Genomic DNA, 16,673 nt, shown 5'->3' on the forward strand with positions numbered 1-16,673 from the left:
TAAAGATATTTAGGTATTATTTGATAAAACCTGAATGGTTATTCATATGCACTAAAGATAGTGTCTTGTCAGAAGTAGCTTGCATTACAATTATTGAGTCGAGAAATTTATTATTAACGGTATCGATTCTTTTGAATATGTAATTGTTATCATATCTTTTAACTAAAACATAATCTGTGCCTTTCAATAAGTAATAATCATTGTATATCCGATTTACATATTCTGTACCCCCAGGTATTACGAATAAGAAAGTTATTGCATAAAATATTAATGCCTTAGCGCTTGTGAATTTTTTTATTATGCGTTGCTCCCAAATCATCGCCAAGACATGATGCTTCCATTTAGGAAATTCTCTTTGAGTGGTTATAAATTTTCTTTTATCACTAAACGTCAGAGATGTCTTTAAGTTAATGAGTATATTAAGTGCAACCCATGCTGAAAGGCACGTGCCAAAGGCCTCCATATCTAAGTTAGATGCTGGAAGAAAAATTAGAATTAATAACAGAAACATTATATTATATTTAATCCAAATAGCTGTCATAGGTCTTTTTTCGAATCGAGTAGACGCGAAAATCACCAAAGGTATGACGACTACAAAAAGCACTCCTATACCTACTGAAATACCGCCTACAATTGATAAAATTGTACCGATGCTAACGTTTATTAGCGATATAGGAATGCCGTAATAGTAACATGCTCCAAACTCATATAGAAAACCAGCTAAATATCCGTAACAAGTAATAACAGGAATAGATATCGGAAAATATTTGAGAAGTTTATCACTTGTAATCATAATGTAAAGGCTGGTCTTAATTAAAGGTAAGTTACAATCCCTTTTCATTGTGAGCAAGAAAAAAATAAATGAAGAAGCATAATTAACATATATAACGCGATACTGACATACAGTCGCGTATCCTGAGGCACCACCTCTCAATGGCATAATATTCACACTAATTATTTGTAGCTTTATGGCTATGGATAACAAAGGTTTTTCTATAACAAAAGAAAATGAATCTAAAGCCTCTCAAGCCGAACTGGAATTTATATTAAATCAAGCAACTATATTATTAGAAAATACATCTAAATCAGCAGATTCAGTCGTAAACAGAAGTACTATCTTATTAACTATTCTTCTGGGATTGCTTAGTTCAGTAATAGGCTATACTTTTTCTAATTATATTACTTTAGGATTCTCTCTTAAAGGCTCGTTAATTATAACATCTGTATACCTAGGCATTATAATAATAAAGCTATATTTTAATTTAAAGGGAAACGAATATAAATCTACGGGAGACCACCCAAAGTACCTTTTTAATGATTGGTATTTTGAAGATGCTAAAACCGATAAGGACAGGATTAAAAAAATGCTGTTAATTATGATTGATTCTTATCAGGATAGAATAGAACACAATAGAAGTATTAACCAACCAAGATGGAATACTTTTGGATTTTGTATGTTATTATCCGTTCTTATCCCGATTGTATTTTGCGTAATATTTGCTTGCTTATCTTGGCAATCCCTTAGTTTCCTCAACTTCTGTGCCCACTCCGGGCTTAGGTAAATTGTATATATAGTATTTAGCCATTCCCAAATCTACAACTTCATGACGTCAATTCAAACTTAAAATTTCATACATTAAAAGCAAGGTTTATTTGCAGGCTGTCTGTGAGGACACAGACAGCGGTGCTAAAAAAATCAATACCTAAGGATATTAGGCGTGTTTCACTTTAGATGTTTCACTCCAATTAGTCAAAAAGTCAGTAATTGATTTAACATGTTTATTGTCAGTTGATTAATAGCTTCAGCTAAAGCTTTTGTACTGTTGCAAAGTGTTTCACCCGGTTTTTACAAGTCATTGATCTTTAATAATTTAAGTCAAAGTAGTGTTTCAACTATCTCAAATTGTTTCATTTTTATAATGAAACAGTAGCTGTTGTTTTAATCCCCTAAAACCTCATCTATCACCCCAAATTCCTTAGCTTCGGCGGCTATCATCCAGTGGTCGCGGTCGCACACGTCGTGTACCTTCTGATAATCCTGGCCGCTGTGTTTGGCAATGATATCGTACAGCTCCTTTTTAACTTTAAGTACCTGGTTGGCAGTGATCTCGATGTCAGATGCCTGTCCCTGTACGCCACCCAACGGCTGGTGCAGCATCACGCGCGAGTGGGGCAGGGCGCTGCGCTTACCTTTGGCGCCGCCGCATAGCAATATCGCACCAAATGAGAGCGCCATACCGGTACAAATGGTTGATACATCGGGACTAATTAGTTGCATGGTATCATAAATGCCAAACCCGGCGTACACCTCGCCACCCGGCGAATTGATATACATATGGATGTCCTTCTTAGCGTCCGTGCTCTGCAGGAACAGCAGCTGCGCCTGCACAATGTTGGCAATGTTAGCTTCAACAGGTGCACCCATAAAAATAATGCGGTCCATCATCAGCCTGGAGAACACATCCATCTGCGATACGCGCAGCTCGCGCTCTTCGGTTATATAGGGTGTCATGGCTGTTGGGATAGCCGCGTTTTCAACGCTGGTAATGTAGCTGTCTACCCGGTCTTTTTGGACATGGCAATGCCCCACCGCAAATTTGCGGAACTCGTTCTTGTCGATATTCATAAAGTTGTTGGTTTATTGTTTACTAAACAGCCGCCTTATTTTTTCAGCAAAGCTGATGTGTGCCCTGTGTGTAAACAGTTGTTGATGTACTTGTTCTATTTCCTTTTTTAGCTGCTTGCGGCCAAACTGCTGTATGGTAGCATAAGCTTTTTGCTGCCATATCAGTTTATCGGCCAGGTCGTTATCCAGCATTAGTTTAGCCTCGAATAGCAAAGCATCACCGGTGCCGGCGGTGCTCAGTATATGGGCCTCTATCTGTTTGGTTTCATTCCATGAAGTCGTCATACACCAATGCTTTTTGTTTAATGGTTTCTCTTACTTTCTCCAAACATTTATATTTCTGCACCGTAGCGCTGCGCACACCCGAGTAGCCAAACCCGTTGGCTATTTCGGTAAGCGAGAGCTGATCGTAATAAAACCCTTTCAGCAGCTCCATGCACTTGTTGCCGGCTGTCTCCAAAAAGCGCAGCAGGCGGTTGTTTGATGGGGTTTCTACAGCTAAGTCAAACAAGTCGATACCATCTAAACCAATATTTTGACTGGATTGGCGATAACGCTTTAGCCATAGGTGCTTAGCCGTGCCTACCAGGTAAGCCGTATCATTATTTAAGGCTGATGGGTTAGCGACGGCCTTCTCATAATAAACCACCAGCGCATCCTGGAAAACATCCTTAGCTTCATCAAAGCTGCCGCCCATGCGGCTGATGTATTTAGCCACAACCGGGAACGCCTTTTTATACATGCTGATAAAAAGCTCCTGCCGTTGTGCTGATCTGTCTTGAATGCTGGTACCTGGCATAATGTGCTGTTTATAGATATGTGCCGATAAAAGGTGTAGTATCATCTTTTATTTAAAAATAGTTTATTCCTTCACTGCTGTAACTTCTGACCCATCGGCCCCTTTGGTAGAGAAGATCAGTTGCTTACCGTCAAAGCGCTCAATGTAAAAAGGAAATTTACGTACACCACCGGGGATGACCTCGGTATATTGGATGTTTGAGCCATCAATGGCAAACGTACCGTGTGACAGTACCTTGTTATCCCAATAAATTAATAAGCTGTCCTTTTGCGTGAATTCGATATATGGTTTTTGCTCAAAAAGGGTCATATTACCCACGCTGTCCGGCGGGCTGGCATTTGGGTTGCGCACCCTTTTATATTTCCATTTGCCGTACAGATCCTGCGGCGATACAGATGGTTTGCAGGCCGATATACCGGCAACGGCCAATACAAGCAAACCAAAGGCTAATTTTTTCATGTAATGATAAATTTGGATAGCTCAAGATAGCGAATGAATTTATAATTACCGATCTGTCTTTTTTTGGTTCTTCTGTAAATTCTGCTCTGCTTTTTTTACTTCGTCTTTCTCACTTAACGGGAAATCAGATTTTATCTCCTCATGAGAAGGCGAAGGCTTTTTTACAGGATCGGTTATTGGTTTTACGTTTTTCATAACGGCTTGTTTATGCACAAATATGAGCTATCTGTATTAATTAAACTTATGAAAACGGAAAGTGTTTGCAACTCATTATTTCACTTCGAACGTGGTGCAAACTATTCTCTTGAGCGAGCGAAAAAATCTATACACTGACAGGTTAATTCGAGTGTATAGATTTCTCCTCGTTCCTCGTCGGAATGACAAGGGGACGTTATTGTTTATTAGCCTTCTTTATACTATCGGCCTTAGCTTTTGCCCGGTCTTTAAAAAAGCCTTTCAGGAAAAAGTTATGCTGTGCAGCTTCAAGGTCGTCATTTAACTTGATAGAGCCTGCCTGCAGGTTTTGTAGCGTACTTTGAATCTGCGCGGCTGCTTTAGGGTCGTTTAACAAAACACCTACCGCGTTATCTGTACGGTTAAACTTGTCGCTGGCGGTTTTTAAATTGTTGGTAGCTTCGGTAGTGTTAGCAGCCGCTTGCTTAAGTTGATTAGCAGCCGATTTGATGGTAGCAAATGTCGCGGTATCAGTCAACATCTTATCAGCCAAACCGCCTTTGGTATTCATTTTAGAGCTAAAGCGCTCCAGGTTAGCAGCTAAACGTGCCGCAGTAGCACTGGTACGCTCGAAATTGCTCATCGCATTTCTAAACTGGTTACCAACGGCGCTATCGGCCATAAGTGTACCTACCGTACCTTTACCCTGTAATATCTTACGGCTCAATAATTTAAAGTCGCCGGTTATTGATAGTAAGTTTTGGTTGTTCTGTTGCAGTACCTTCAACATATCATCGGTCGAGGTTAGTTTTTCAGTTAGTAAAACATCCCCATCCTGCACAACCGGAGCCTGCGGACTGCCCCCATCAATTACAATGATCTTGTTGCCTATCAACCCGTCAGACCCGATGTGGACGCCCGCGTTACGGTGTACGTATTGCTGGCTGGTTTCGTCAATGCTCATACGTACATCAACCTGGCCCGGGCCAATAAAATGGATCTTGCTGATGCTGCCCACTTTTACGCCCGAGAACCAAACACTGTTGCCGGTTTTTAATCCGGATACATCATCAAATACGGCACTTATGTGTATACTTTTTGAGAAGCTTTTTGATTGGCTGCCCAAAGTGAAAACGCCGACAATAAAAACCACCAGGCCTATGGCCAGGAACAGTCCCACTATTATTGCCCGTTTATTTTCTGCTTTATCCATTATATTGTAATGCTTTGTAAATCTATCGTATAAAATTGTAATCAAAAAATGGTTTTACCCGTTCGTCCATCGTATCAAAAACTTCGTCGAAAGTACCCTGGCGCTGAAACTGACCATCTAACAGCATAGCTATACGGTCGCCGGTTTGTTTGGCGCAGGTTAAATCGTGGGTGATGATGATGGATGATGTCTTATATTTTTGCTGAACCTCGTTGATCAGCTCGTTTATTTCAATGCAGGTAATAGGGTCAAGGCCGGCTGTAGGTTCATCATACAGCATGATCTCGGGGTTCAATATCAGCGTACGGGCAATGCCGATACGCTTACGTTGCCCGCCTGATAATTCGGACGGCATCTGGTTAATAGTTTGGCTTAAGCCTACCGCGTCTAATACGCTTTCTACAGCATCGTCTATTTCCGCTTTGGTTATGCCCTTACGGTTACGTACCAACGGGAACTCCAGGTTTTTACGTACGGTCATACTATCATACAAGGCACTGTTCTGGAAAGAGAAGCCAATGCGGATACGCAGCTCCTGTAATTCCAGATCAGATATTTTGTTGATATCGTGGCCCAATACTTCTACCGAACCGCTATCAAGCTGTAATAACCCTGATATGATCTTTATCAATACAGACTTACCGGTGCCCGACCGCCCCAGCACCACCAGGTTCTCGCCCTGGAAAAGCTCCAGGTCAATACCGCGCAATACATGATAATCATCAAAGGATTTTTCTAACCCCTTAATGGTTATAACCGCGTTATTGTAATCAATAGGTGCCTTTGGCTTATCCATAATTTATAATTAGCGAAACCAGCTGGTTATCTGCACTATAACAATCTCTTCAATAAATATTAAAAACATGGCTGTCACTACCGCGCCGTTTGCAGCTTTACCAACACCTTCTGTTCCTTTGGTCGAGTAATAACCCTGGTAACTACCCACAATACCGATAGTAAACCCAAACACAACTGATTTTACCAATGATGCCGTAAAATCTGTAAATGACAACGGGTCAAACACCTGCTGCATATAGGTGGCGTAGCTGGTGCCTTCGTTGGTTGCAACGTTAATATAGCCACCCAGGATGGCTATAAAACCTGTGTAGGTTGCCAGTATAGGTATAGTTAAAGTTGTAGCTATTACGCGGGTACAAACCAAAAACTTAAACGGTTTGGTGCCCGATACTTCCATGGCATCTATCTGTTCGGTTACGCGCATGGAACCTAACTCGGCGCCAATGCTTGAACCTACTTTACCTGCCGCTATCAGCGCCGTTACCAACGGTGCCAGGGCGCGCATTATAGCTATTGATACCAACGACGGTAACCATGAGGTAGCACCAAACTGACCTAACGATGGCCGCGACTGTTTGGTAAATATTAAACCTACAATAAACCCGGTTAATGATATTAACGTGAACGAACGTACACCAACTTCATAACACTGCCTTACAATTTCTTTAAACTCAAAAGGTTGTACAAATGCCTCCTTAAAAAACCTAAGAATGAACTTGTGGATGTTATAAAGACTTACAAAAAAAGTGGCAATCTTGCCTTTGGGTTTTAAGGCCTTTTTTTTACGAGGAACAGTTGATTCTATTTCGGTATCCATTAATGGCGTAAAGGTATTACTTATGCAAGATATTTCCTGACTATATTATACAAAAAGTTAATAAACCTTGTTTGTTAGGCGCGTTTATTAATCATTTGATTAATAAGACAAATGTACAGTACTTTATGTTACGGCAAAGTCAAAAAATAATGTACTAATAATAAAACCCTTTGGCGTACTTATTGCTTAAAAGCAGTAGAGGAGGACTTATTATGAAATTATATCAACAAAAATGGCTGCACATATTGCAAAATGCCAACCTTCCGGGATGGGATATTAAACCTTTGGATGATGGTATTTACGTAGAGATGCCACATGTAACCGACCTGAAACTGATCCGCGATATCCTGCCCGAAACGCTGGCGGCACTATCTTTAGATATTGAGGTACCCAAATCAAGGCTGAAGTTCCATTTCCATAATGGGTATGAAAACTTCGAGTACATATTGAACCCGAACGACAGGGATTTGAATACGGAGTAATATTTCGTTATATTTGAGTATAGATAAATAAACGACATGACAACCATAACTCTTGAAATTTCAGACGAAGTTGCTCAAACAATATTCTCCATTATCAAAAAAGAAGGCGGCAATATAATTTCTGTTGATGATGATGGCTTTACGACAGAAGAATTAAAGTCAGTAACTACAGGTTTAAAAGAGGCAAGAATGATAAAGAACGGGGAGATGAAACCTTTATCAATGAATGACCTTTGGGATGAGTAATAGTATTAATCCAACCCCGGAATTTAAAAGAAATATAAAGCCACTCGCCAATAAATATAGAACGCTAAAAGCCACCATTACTAAACTCGAAAAAGACCTTATTGATAATCCATATTTAGGTGAGTCATACGGACAAGGAATTTATAAGATCAGGATAGCTGATGAGAGTAAGGGTAAAGGAAAAAGCTGAGGCTTTAGAGTTATATATTACCACTTAAATAAAACAGAAGAGGGGATAGCTATGCTTTTGATAAGTATCTTCGATAAATCAGAAAAATCTACCATAACAAAGCAAGAAGCTATTAAAATTCTTACTTCAATCTTGCAGGAAAAATAACTACGCTTAACAATCCCCGCCAACTTCACAGCTATCGCCTTCAACTACATCAAGCCTGGTGGGTTTAGTTTCGGCCCATTCGGTGTAGGCTTTTTCTAACGTTTCCAAAAATGTTGGTACAGCCTGCGCGCCTGATACGCCATATTTATTATCCATCACAAAAAACGGAACGCCGCGGATGCCTAATTGCTGGGCCTGTGCTATATCCTGCTGTACATTAATAGCAAACTTGTTACCTGCTAAAGTATGATGCACTTCGGCTTTGTCTAAGCCGATGCTTTCGCCAAGTTCGGCTAAAGTATCGTGGTCGGCTATGTTTTGGCCGTTGGTGAAATAGGCGTTAAAAAGTGCTTCTTCGGCTTCATCGCCTAAACCATTTTGTTTGGCAAGGTGCGCAAAGCGGTGCGCGTCAAAACTATTGGCAACTATAGCTTTATCAAAATCATAGGTTAAACCAACTTCGGCAGCCATTTGGGTTACCTGGTTGTTCATTTGTTTGGCGTGATCAAGGGTTATGCCCTTAATATCAGCCAGGTATTGGTTAATATTTAAAGTGACATCCGTAACCAGGTTAGGGTTTAGCTGGAAGCTTTTCCATTCTATCTCCACGTCGTCTTTATGCTCAAATTGCGCTAAAGCCTGTTCAAACCTGCGTTTGCCTATGTAGCAGAACGGGCACATCACGTCACTCCAAATTTGTATCTTCATGGTGTAAAGTTACCACCTTGGTATAAAATCAGCGTAAGCGCAAAGTAAAATTGAGTGTGTGTGCCAGAGACAGGTGACACAGTTGGCACACCCGGCACACCTGGCACACTTGTTATTTATCCGCGTCCCGTTCAACCATCTGCATACCACATTTTGAGCAAACGCCGGGTTTATCCGACCCAATTTCCGGGTGCATTACGCAATAGTATTTATATTCCTTTTTCTTAACGGCTTTATCTTTAGTGGAATTGCTGCAGGCGCCTAAGCTTAAACTTATAAATGCCAGGGCTATTAATGCTGATCTCATAACTTACTTATTTTTAATAAATGCGGTTAATCCCAATAACGAAACCACTAATACGGTTAAAGCCGCTAACATACTCACTATATCGCGGATATCCTTGCCGGCCCAGGTCATCCAAAAGAATTTATGGAGGAAGATAAAGCTTAACCCCTCGGCACGGTCAATGCCTGCTACTTTGGTTGCCAGCTTTGCCGTGGTAGTTTCGATGTATCGGTTCTCGACATTTGGGTAACTGACTTTTTGTACCGGCAGGCGCTTGTTAATAAAACCGTATTCGTTATCAAACTGACCTATGCGGGTTATTATTGGTTGGGCCGATGTGTTGCTCTCGCCATAATAATCGCTTAAAAAAGCGGCAAATTTGGTGTCACCATCTTGTAGCTCTGCACCTGTTGTGGTATCGAAATATAAGATCCGCTTTTTGTTATTGGTTACCTGGTAATAAGTATAGTTATTAAATTTTGCTAACGCGATGTGGTTAATGTTGCTATCCGGTAACGATAATTGAAGATTAGATAAACCCAACTCCCCCCGATCTATCAATTGTTGATACTCCGGTTTTGCAACTTTGCCATTACGCAGCTGGATGACGATATGAAACGCGCCGCTGGTGATAAACATAAACAGGATAAACGAAATGATGAGTCCGATTTGCCGGTGATAGCGGTGTACAAAGCGTTTGTCTTCCGCGCTTTTAGCTTTGCGTTTTTCGGCAACTACTTTAAAGTTCTTCCAGAATAAGCCGTAAACTGTTAAGCCGCTTACCAGCGCCAAAAACATGGTGCTTACCAAAATCAGCATCACTATCAACCTAAACTGCTCGCCGCCAACAGCTACCAAAAACTGCCAGGTATGAAACTGTTCAAATAGCCAAAGCAAGGCCTTGCGGGTATTATTGTTAAAGGTGCCCATGCGGCTTTGGCCTGTTTCTACATAAACATCCATGCCGTCGGCGCGGTTAAGCGATACCTTCCAAACCGGCAGCAGGTGGTTGATGGGTTGGTATTGCCCGTCGAACGTTTTTTGCCGCGTTAAGCTTTTTATAGCGAACGTACTATCCCGCGTAAAGTACCGCGCCAAATAGATGGCGTAAAGTTTATCGCCGTCAGGCAATACCCGGCCCGTAGCGGCCGAGTAGTAATTGTACACGCTGTCCTTACCCATAACCTGGTAATAAGCCGTTTTATTGAAGCTGATCAAGCTGAAGTTCCTTAGCTCAGTAATATGATTTTGGTCCAATACCTGTCGGATGGATAGCGCAGGTTTGATCTGGTTTTGAACAGGTTGCTTATAAATCTCCACCGGGATATAAGGCCTGAACCAGTTAGACATGAACGGGTGTGATAACCCGCTCAATGTCCAGCATATAACAGGCACCAGCGCGGTTAAACCCAGTATGCGATGCCATTTATAGAAGTTACGCTTAGCGGCGCTGTTTGTTGCTTCTGTAGTTTTCTTCATGATCAGTTCTTTGCGAATGAATAGCTAACACCTAAGCTAACCGTGCGTGGGGGAGCGGCGTTGTATGTATCGCCGTATTGATTGCTGGTTACTGTAGTAGCATATAACTTATTGGTTAAGTTTAATACGTTGAACCAGATGCCTGCGCCTTTTAAAGCTGTTTGTTTAAGATCATAACCCAAACGCAGGTTATAAATATTATAACCCGAATAAGTTTTTGTGTTTGCCGGGTTGGTATAATATTTATCAATATGCTGCCACTCGCCTGCCAGCCTGAAGCCCGGCAGGTAGTTAGGTTTATAAGTCAACTCAGCATTGGCTATCCATACCGGCGCGTTGTTCATGCGGTTGCCGTTATAAACAAGGGTATAGTTTGTGTTGGTTACATAATTGGTGCTCACCTCGCTGTAATCAACATAAGTGTGTTTAGCATTGGTGCCGTTAAAATGGAAGCTCAGCTCATTTACGGGTGCATAAGTTAAGGCATATTCAATCCCTCTGTGGCGCGTTGCACCCGCATTTTGGTTTTGGGTGGTATTATCAGGTAACAGTTGGTTAATGATCTCGTTATGGCCCTCCAGATCGTACAAGCTAACCTCTATATACATCTTCTTATCAAATGCCGAGACCCAGCCGCCAACTTCGTAGTTATTAAACGTAGCTTGTTTTAGCGGGATTAGCTGGCGCGCCTGGTACAGGTCGCCGGTCTCCGGTGGTTGGAAACCTACGCTGTAGTTTACATAGAACCCCTTATTACCACCCAAATCATAAGTTAAACCCAGCTTTGGGGCAACAATATTAAAATCTGTACTTTCCTGTTGTTTGTATTTGGCGCCGGTGGTTAAGGCGTTGGTGAAGTTGTAATGTACCTTATCATATCTTAGGCCCATAACAATACGCAACGGTTCAACCGGGTTAATTTCGTACTGGGTATAAGCCGCGGTATTAAATAATTTAATGCGATAGTTATCAATGTAGGTACCCGTATTGCTAAAGCCGGTGTAGTAATTATTTGCCACATCCTTAGTGATGTTTAAGTACTGCGCGTAATATGAACTTGGGCTATCATCCACATAAATCCCGGCTATTAACCGCGAGTGCAGGAAATCAAAATTACTGCGATGCTGCGCCAGCAAACCAAAGCTATGGAACCGCTGATCATTAACCTGCCCGTTGCTGCTTACGTAGGCGCCAGAGCTGTTCCTTACATCAGCTATAAAATAACTGGGTAATTGAGCGGTAGAGTTATCCCTAAAGAAAGCGTTAAAAAAGGTGCTGTTCTTTTGGCTCCAGCTATGCTCCAGTTTAACGTTCGCTCTAAAGGCCTCGACCTTACGGTAAGTAAACCTGTTGTTGCTGCCATAGTTGCGGCTGTAAAAATGCACACTGTCTAAACTTCCGGGTGTTTGGGTATTGAGGTAATTATAGGCAGCAGTAGTAGTTAGTTTGGTATGATCGCTAAAAGAGTATGTTGTTTTAAAGTTGACCGAATACTTGTCGAAATCAGAATAATCCTGCCAGCTGTTTTTTTGGTGGGCGATATAGCCCCCGGCATATAAACCAAACTTGCCCGAAGTAAACCCGCCATCGGCATCAATACGGCGATAGTTATAATTATCGCCCTGAACCGAAAAATCCCCGGCATAACCTGCAGGTGGCCCCTGGGTAATAAAGTTAACCGCGCCGCCGATTGAATTACTGCCGTAAAGCGATGATGCAGGGCCCTTAATAACCTCGACATCCTTTACGCCGCTCATATTGATCTCGTAAAGCGAATTATGGTTAAAGATCCCTGTAGGGCGGATGGGCACACCATCTTCCATATACAAATACAAAGCATTGTAAGTGATAGGCTGGCGGATAGCCATGGTATGCTGCTCATTACCCAGGTTAACCATATACACACCTGCAACTTTGTTTAATAGCTGGTATAGCGCGGTGGCTTTGGTGTCTTTTATCTGGGTCGAGTTGATCTTGGCGATAGCGATGGGAGCGTCCTGGCGGGCCTCGCCTTCGCGGCTGGCAGATACTACCACCGGCTGCAGATCGACCGTTGAGGGTGCTAATTCGATACTTAATTTATTGGTTGTAATGCTGATGGTTTTAGTGCCGTAGCCAACCATGGTAGCGGTAATAGTTTTTGCCCTTGCAGCCATGCTGAACTGCCCCTTAGCATTTGTTTGGGTTGTACTGCCATCAGCATTAATAGTTACGCCTGCCAAAGGCTCGTGCGTGTTGGCATCGGTAACAGTACCGGTTATGTTTTGGCAAAACGCTGTTGTGCTAAACAGGCTCAGCAAAAAATATAGAAAATATTTTTTCATGTATGTATATAGGTCGGAAGTAACCTTCCGGGTTAAGAAAATAGTGGATGCATCTATGCCGTTTGTGAGGATAGATGAATTAAAAGACTTTAAAACTTAACCTAATTGCGGAGGACGGAACACAGCGCCGCTAAAAGCAACAGCCAGCGGACTGTTATAAGGGGTGGAGATGGTATTTAGTAATTTTGTATGAAACGTAATAGTAGTAGCCGAACCGTAAAATACTTCCTGGAAAAGGTTTTTTTGCGCTTGGCGCGATTCGTTCTTTTCGGTATCCTGGGCGGCTTTTACTTTTTTCATGAAGTAGCAATGGCCGTTACAATGCATCCAGGGTTTATCCAGGTTTTCGCATAGGTTAGCGGCAATGTACTTCTTGTTCAGCTCGAAACCCGCGTAAACAAAATAACGCGAGAAGTTAGCCGAAACCAGCGCAACCAATAACAATAAAGCCGTAAACCGTTTTAACATTGCGCCGCAAAGGTAGGCGCTACACAATGCAAAAGCAAGACGGATCCTGCTTAAATAAAAAAGGGTGTCATTTCCGACACCCTTTTTATTACTTATCTCTTTTAAGCGTGGCTCGCAAACTTTTTCCGGCTACATCCGCAGTAACCACTACCGAATCGCCATAATATTTACCCGTATGGAAAATCAGGTATTTGCCTGCTTTAACTTTAAAAGCAAACTCGTTTCCTGATAAAACACCATCGGCAATTGGCAAATCGCCATCCGGCGATTGTACGGTGCCCGATAATTTTTCGCCATCAACTTTAAAGTTGTAAACCAGGTTCAGCTCATCTTCGGCGTTGATTTTTACCGAGCCGGTCCATTTGCCATTAAGGCCGGTAATTGCTGCAAAGCATACAACAAAACTACATAATACTAACAGGGCGGTTGTTAAGATTCTTGTTTTCATGATCTTGGGTAGTTTTATTTAAAGGTACTTTGCCCATGTAAATAAAAAATTAACCCCCGATTAAATGAACAACAAGTTAAGTTTAACTTATCTGTTAATATTAAATTAAGATTGCCGTAATGCTAATTATTTCTTTTCTTCTACTCTTTTAAGTGTCGACTTTAATCTTTGGCCAGCAAGATCTGCTACCATGGTAACCGAGTCGCCATAAAATTTGCCCACACTTGGAACGGGGCTGCCGTTAACATCAACTTTAAAGGTAAAGTCTGCCCCTTTTACTTTGCCGTCGTAAATCTCCAATTCCTCTTGCGGAGTAATTACAGAACCGGTTAATTTTTCGCCATCAACTTTAAAAACATAGGTAAGGGGGATAGTATTGCCATCGCCCATTTTTACAGAGCCTTTCCATTTGCCGGATAACTCGGCAATTGCAGCAAAACAAGCAAATACAGTGCATAGCACTAATAATGCAGTGGTGATTCTTCTTTTCATTGGTTTTATATATTGGATGTATTATTTGTCAGACCGGATCAACTTGATTTTGTTTTTACGACCGTTAAAATCTGAAGTTACAATGGTTGAGTCGCCATAAAATTTACCGGTATTGGGTATTACATTATCATTTATAGCAATATTAAATGTAAAATCGTTTCCTTTAATTTTGCCTTCTGTCAAAGGTAGTTCGCCACGTTCTGATATTACAGAGCCGGTTAGTTTTTCGGCATCAACTTTAAAAACGTAGGTGAGCGGTAATTCGTTACCGTCGCCCATTTTTAAAACGCCTTTCCATTTTCCGGTTAGTTCGGCAAAAGCGGCAAAACAAGCAAATACGGTGCATAGCAATAATGCCGTGATAGTAGTTCTTCTTTTCATAATACTGGTTTATATTATCCTAAAAATAGAATTTTATTTCGATAAAAAGAAATGCCGGAATTTTAAGGAACCCTGTAATAATAGATAGGCGAAAATACGCCTTCGCTAACGGTATAATAACCTTTGCCGTCGGCAGTAAAACCTATGGCCTCGCCTTGTTTTTCCTGTTGATAGTTTGGCTCTTCGGGCTTGCGTTGCAGCGTTTCCCAGATAGGTTCAGTTTCTTTGCGTTTCCAATAGTAAATCTTTTCGTAGCTCTTTACCAATACCTGTTTACCATCTTTTGATATATCGGCAGCGGTGATCCATTTAAAAGGCTTAAAACCTTTAAAGAATAACTTGGTGCGGTAGGTCATGGTTACGGTATCATTAGCTTTAAATACCAACGGCGCAGTATAAACCTTAACCGTATCACTTCTTTTTGAAACGATATAGATCAGCTTTTGCTGCGGGTCTATCATCATAGCCTCCGCATCTTTTGGGCCGTCGGGATATTTAAGATGAAGCGGCGTGGCCGTTGCATTTACATTGCCACCTTTTAATAATGATTCCTGCTCGGCAATACGGTAGATGGTAGTATACTTTCGGTTGGCAGCATTGTCGCCAATATCAGCTATGTAAACGTAGCTTTTCTTAGCAACCGGGCCCGGGCCAACAGCTATATCCTCACAGTCGAAAACGCCCTGGGGGGCAGCAGGATCACCTTTATAATAAATGGTCGATAATAATTTCCCTTCAGGCGATATGGCAAAAAAACGGCTGGTATCGCCACTGTCATTGTGTACGTAATAAGTATCCTTTGCTATACCGGATGCAGAGATACCCGATATTTCATTCATCTCCTTATCCTGCAAAGTGCCCGATAAAACAATTTGATGAATAATATATTTATGCCGGGCATAGGCTCCTAAAAACAAAAGGAATATGATGGGGATTAATATGTTTGCTTTTTTAGCGCTGCTCATTTAGGGGCTACGAGTTTTTTTTCAAAGGTACTTAAATTGTATAATAACGAAAAAAGGGCCGTTTTATTGGCCCTTTTGTATTTATTATACGGTCATCTCCGCATCCGGTTTTGAAACGTCGGTCAAGGCAACCTTGCCGCGCTCTTTCCTTAATATGCGGTTAAACAATGAGATCTCTTTATCAAACAAAAAGCGGAAGAATAATTTGGTCCATGATTTATGGTAGTATAACGTTTCGTAATGCTCTGGAGCGGTTTTCTTTATCTCAGGCAATTTGTTCCACGGGATAGAAGGAAAATCATGATGCTCATTATGGAAACCCACGTTAAAGGCTACCACGTTTAAGCCACCGTAGTAGCTATAGGTTTCCTGCTCAACACTATGGGTTAAGTAATGCTCCTGGATCCAGCGTGCGCCAAGCGGGTGTAAACCAACCGAGAATGAGAAACTCAGTAACAAGAACGCTAATGCATGCCAGCCCATAAAGTAATATATGGCTGCCGTAAAAGCTACCTGAACTAATAAGTTTGTTACCGTCCAAATATCAAATACTTGGATCTCGCGTAATCTTGATAACCTGAATACCTGGAAAAGCGGGTAAAATAACAACCAAAGGGCCTTACCTAAAAACGAATTGTTAATCAGCTTTGCTTCCCAACGGTTAGGCAGGTCAGCGTCAAGCTCATGCACGCCCTGGAACGAGTGGTGCTTGATATGGTATCTTTCGAAAGAGATTGAGCTCGGAAAAATTTGCGGCATGTTAGCAAATATGCCGGCCCAGCGGTTTGCCGCCCGGTTTTTAAATAACAATTGGTGCGCGCACTCATGTATCATTACAAATAACGCATGGTCGGCAAAGGCGCCCAATAAATAAGCAGCAGCAAATATTAGCCACCATGATTGGTCGCGAAGGAACCAGGCCAGTACCAACTGGAACGCTACCAGGCCAATAATCGCAAATATGGTATTTGGATTTTTACCTATCAGGTTACGTAACGCAGGGAACTGCTTTAAAATTTTTTTAGTACGAACGCGGTGGGGTTCTGCTACCTCCGAATAAACAAAATCAGTTCTTTTAGCCATAAAATTTAATAATCATCAAACAAGAAGCCACAGGGCTACTCTTATTAACTCAATTCCCCAATAATAATTATAAAATTTTAAATAATAG

The 16,673-nt window shown here is 41.5% G+C and carries 23 protein-coding genes; 4 read left to right on the forward strand and 19 right to left on the reverse strand.

Annotation, left to right across the window (positions count from 1 at the left end; genetic code table 11):
* Nucleotides 1-16: 16 nt before the first annotated feature.
* Nucleotides 17-793, reverse strand: a complete 777-nt coding sequence (locus ABIB50_RS23830; protein ID WP_429383928.1) for a hypothetical protein — start codon at nt 791-793, stop codon at nt 17-19.
* Nucleotides 794-968: 175 nt separating this feature from the next.
* On the opposite strand from ABIB50_RS23830, the gene ABIB50_RS23835 reads away from it, so the two are divergent.
* Entirely contained in the window at nt 969-1,562 is a 594-nt protein-coding gene (locus tag ABIB50_RS23835; RefSeq protein ID WP_429383930.1) for a hypothetical protein, read from the forward strand.
* A gap of 377 nt (nt 1,563-1,939) precedes the next feature.
* Here the strand turns inward: ABIB50_RS23835 and ABIB50_RS23840 are convergent, their stop codons facing one another.
* From ABIB50_RS23840 to ABIB50_RS23875, 8 genes are all read right to left on the reverse strand, one after another.
* On the reverse strand, nt 1,940-2,626 hold the full coding sequence (locus ABIB50_RS23840; RefSeq protein WP_429383931.1) for an ATP-dependent Clp protease proteolytic subunit: 687 nt from the start codon (nt 2,624-2,626) through the stop codon (nt 1,940-1,942).
* A 12-nt stretch (nt 2,627-2,638) separates the two neighbouring features.
* Complete coding sequence (locus tag ABIB50_RS23845) at nt 2,639-2,911, reverse strand: hypothetical protein (RefSeq protein WP_429383933.1); 273 nt, start codon at nt 2,909-2,911, stop codon at nt 2,639-2,641.
* Nucleotides 2,892-3,470 carry an RNA polymerase sigma factor gene (locus ABIB50_RS23850; protein WP_429383936.1) on the reverse strand — a complete coding sequence of 193 codons (579 nt, stop codon included), beginning with the start codon at nt 3,468-3,470 and terminating at the stop codon, nt 2,892-2,894. Before ABIB50_RS23850 ends, ABIB50_RS23845 begins: the two co-directional genes overlap by 20 nt.
* Before the next feature lie 18 nt (nt 3,471-3,488).
* On the reverse strand, nt 3,489-3,884 hold the full coding sequence (locus ABIB50_RS23855; protein ID WP_429383938.1) for a hypothetical protein: 396 nt from the start codon (nt 3,882-3,884) through the stop codon (nt 3,489-3,491).
* 45 nt (nt 3,885-3,929) lie between these two features.
* The gene (locus ABIB50_RS23860) at nt 3,930-4,079 is read right to left on the reverse strand and encodes a hypothetical protein (RefSeq protein ID WP_429383940.1); all 150 of its coding nucleotides are present in this window, start codon (nt 4,077-4,079) and stop codon (nt 3,930-3,932) included.
* Between the two features lie 196 nt (nt 4,080-4,275).
* Nucleotides 4,276-5,271 carry an MlaD family protein gene (locus ABIB50_RS23865; RefSeq protein WP_429383942.1) on the reverse strand — a complete coding sequence of 332 codons (996 nt, stop codon included), beginning with the start codon at nt 5,269-5,271 and terminating at the stop codon, nt 4,276-4,278.
* Between the two features lie 22 nt (nt 5,272-5,293).
* Nucleotides 5,294-6,067 carry an ABC transporter ATP-binding protein gene (locus tag ABIB50_RS23870; RefSeq protein ID WP_429383944.1) on the reverse strand — a complete coding sequence of 258 codons (774 nt, stop codon included), beginning with the start codon at nt 6,065-6,067 and terminating at the stop codon, nt 5,294-5,296.
* A gap of 9 nt (nt 6,068-6,076) precedes the next feature.
* Nucleotides 6,077-6,886, reverse strand: a complete 810-nt coding sequence (locus tag ABIB50_RS23875) for an MlaE family ABC transporter permease (RefSeq protein WP_429383946.1) — start codon at nt 6,884-6,886, stop codon at nt 6,077-6,079.
* A 212-nt stretch (nt 6,887-7,098) separates the two neighbouring features.
* Here ABIB50_RS23875 and ABIB50_RS23880 point away from each other — a divergent pair, with 212 nt between their 5' ends.
* From ABIB50_RS23880 to ABIB50_RS23890, 3 genes are read left to right on the forward strand one after another with little or no spacing between them, the layout of a single operon-like run.
* Nucleotides 7,099-7,368, forward strand: a complete 270-nt coding sequence (locus ABIB50_RS23880) for a hypothetical protein (protein WP_429383948.1) — start codon at nt 7,099-7,101, stop codon at nt 7,366-7,368.
* A gap of 36 nt (nt 7,369-7,404) precedes the next feature.
* A complete protein-coding gene (locus ABIB50_RS23885) occupies nt 7,405-7,614 on the forward strand; it encodes a hypothetical protein (RefSeq protein ID WP_429383950.1) in 210 nt (69 codons plus the stop codon).
* Nucleotides 7,607-7,804 carry a hypothetical protein gene (locus ABIB50_RS23890; RefSeq protein WP_429383952.1) on the forward strand — a complete coding sequence of 66 codons (198 nt, stop codon included), beginning with the start codon at nt 7,607-7,609 and terminating at the stop codon, nt 7,802-7,804. The genes ABIB50_RS23885 and ABIB50_RS23890 overlap by 8 nt, the downstream gene beginning before the upstream one ends.
* A 153-nt stretch (nt 7,805-7,957) precedes the next feature.
* Here the strand turns inward: ABIB50_RS23890 and ABIB50_RS23895 are convergent, their stop codons facing one another.
* The 10 genes from ABIB50_RS23895 to ABIB50_RS23940 form a co-directional block, all read right to left on the reverse strand.
* The gene (locus ABIB50_RS23895; RefSeq protein WP_429383954.1) at nt 7,958-8,659 is read right to left on the reverse strand and encodes a DsbA family oxidoreductase; all 702 of its coding nucleotides are present in this window, start codon (nt 8,657-8,659) and stop codon (nt 7,958-7,960) included.
* A 112-nt stretch (nt 8,660-8,771) separates the two neighbouring features.
* A complete protein-coding gene (locus ABIB50_RS23900; protein ID WP_429383956.1) occupies nt 8,772-8,966 on the reverse strand; it encodes a heavy metal-binding domain-containing protein in 195 nt (64 codons plus the stop codon).
* Between the two features lie 3 nt (nt 8,967-8,969).
* Nucleotides 8,970-10,424 carry a PepSY domain-containing protein gene (locus ABIB50_RS23905; RefSeq protein WP_429383958.1) on the reverse strand — a complete coding sequence of 485 codons (1,455 nt, stop codon included), beginning with the start codon at nt 10,422-10,424 and terminating at the stop codon, nt 8,970-8,972.
* Between the two features lie 2 nt (nt 10,425-10,426).
* A complete protein-coding gene (locus ABIB50_RS23910; protein ID WP_429383960.1) occupies nt 10,427-12,748 on the reverse strand; it encodes a TonB-dependent receptor in 2,322 nt (773 codons plus the stop codon).
* A gap of 96 nt (nt 12,749-12,844) precedes the next feature.
* The gene (locus ABIB50_RS23915) at nt 12,845-13,216 is read right to left on the reverse strand and encodes a hypothetical protein (RefSeq protein ID WP_429383962.1); all 372 of its coding nucleotides are present in this window, start codon (nt 13,214-13,216) and stop codon (nt 12,845-12,847) included.
* An 88-nt stretch (nt 13,217-13,304) separates the two neighbouring features.
* Nucleotides 13,305-13,664, reverse strand: a complete 360-nt coding sequence (locus ABIB50_RS23920) for a hypothetical protein (RefSeq protein ID WP_429383964.1) — start codon at nt 13,662-13,664, stop codon at nt 13,305-13,307.
* Nucleotides 13,665-13,790: 126 nt separating this feature from the next.
* The gene (locus tag ABIB50_RS23925) at nt 13,791-14,156 is read right to left on the reverse strand and encodes a hypothetical protein (RefSeq protein ID WP_429383965.1); all 366 of its coding nucleotides are present in this window, start codon (nt 14,154-14,156) and stop codon (nt 13,791-13,793) included.
* Nucleotides 14,157-14,177: 21 nt separating this feature from the next.
* Complete coding sequence (locus ABIB50_RS23930; protein WP_429383967.1) at nt 14,178-14,537, reverse strand: hypothetical protein; 360 nt, start codon at nt 14,535-14,537, stop codon at nt 14,178-14,180.
* 62 nt (nt 14,538-14,599) lie between these two features.
* Nucleotides 14,600-15,502, reverse strand: a complete 903-nt coding sequence (locus ABIB50_RS23935) for a hypothetical protein (RefSeq protein WP_429383969.1) — start codon at nt 15,500-15,502, stop codon at nt 14,600-14,602.
* A gap of 84 nt (nt 15,503-15,586) precedes the next feature.
* Complete coding sequence (locus tag ABIB50_RS23940) at nt 15,587-16,585, reverse strand: fatty acid desaturase (protein ID WP_429383971.1); 999 nt, start codon at nt 16,583-16,585, stop codon at nt 15,587-15,589.
* Between the last annotated feature and the right edge of the window lie 88 nt (nt 16,586-16,673).

It is taken from the genome of Mucilaginibacter sp. UYCu711 (assembly GCF_050433825.1).
Classification (GTDB): Bacteria; Bacteroidota; Bacteroidia; order Sphingobacteriales; family Sphingobacteriaceae; genus Mucilaginibacter.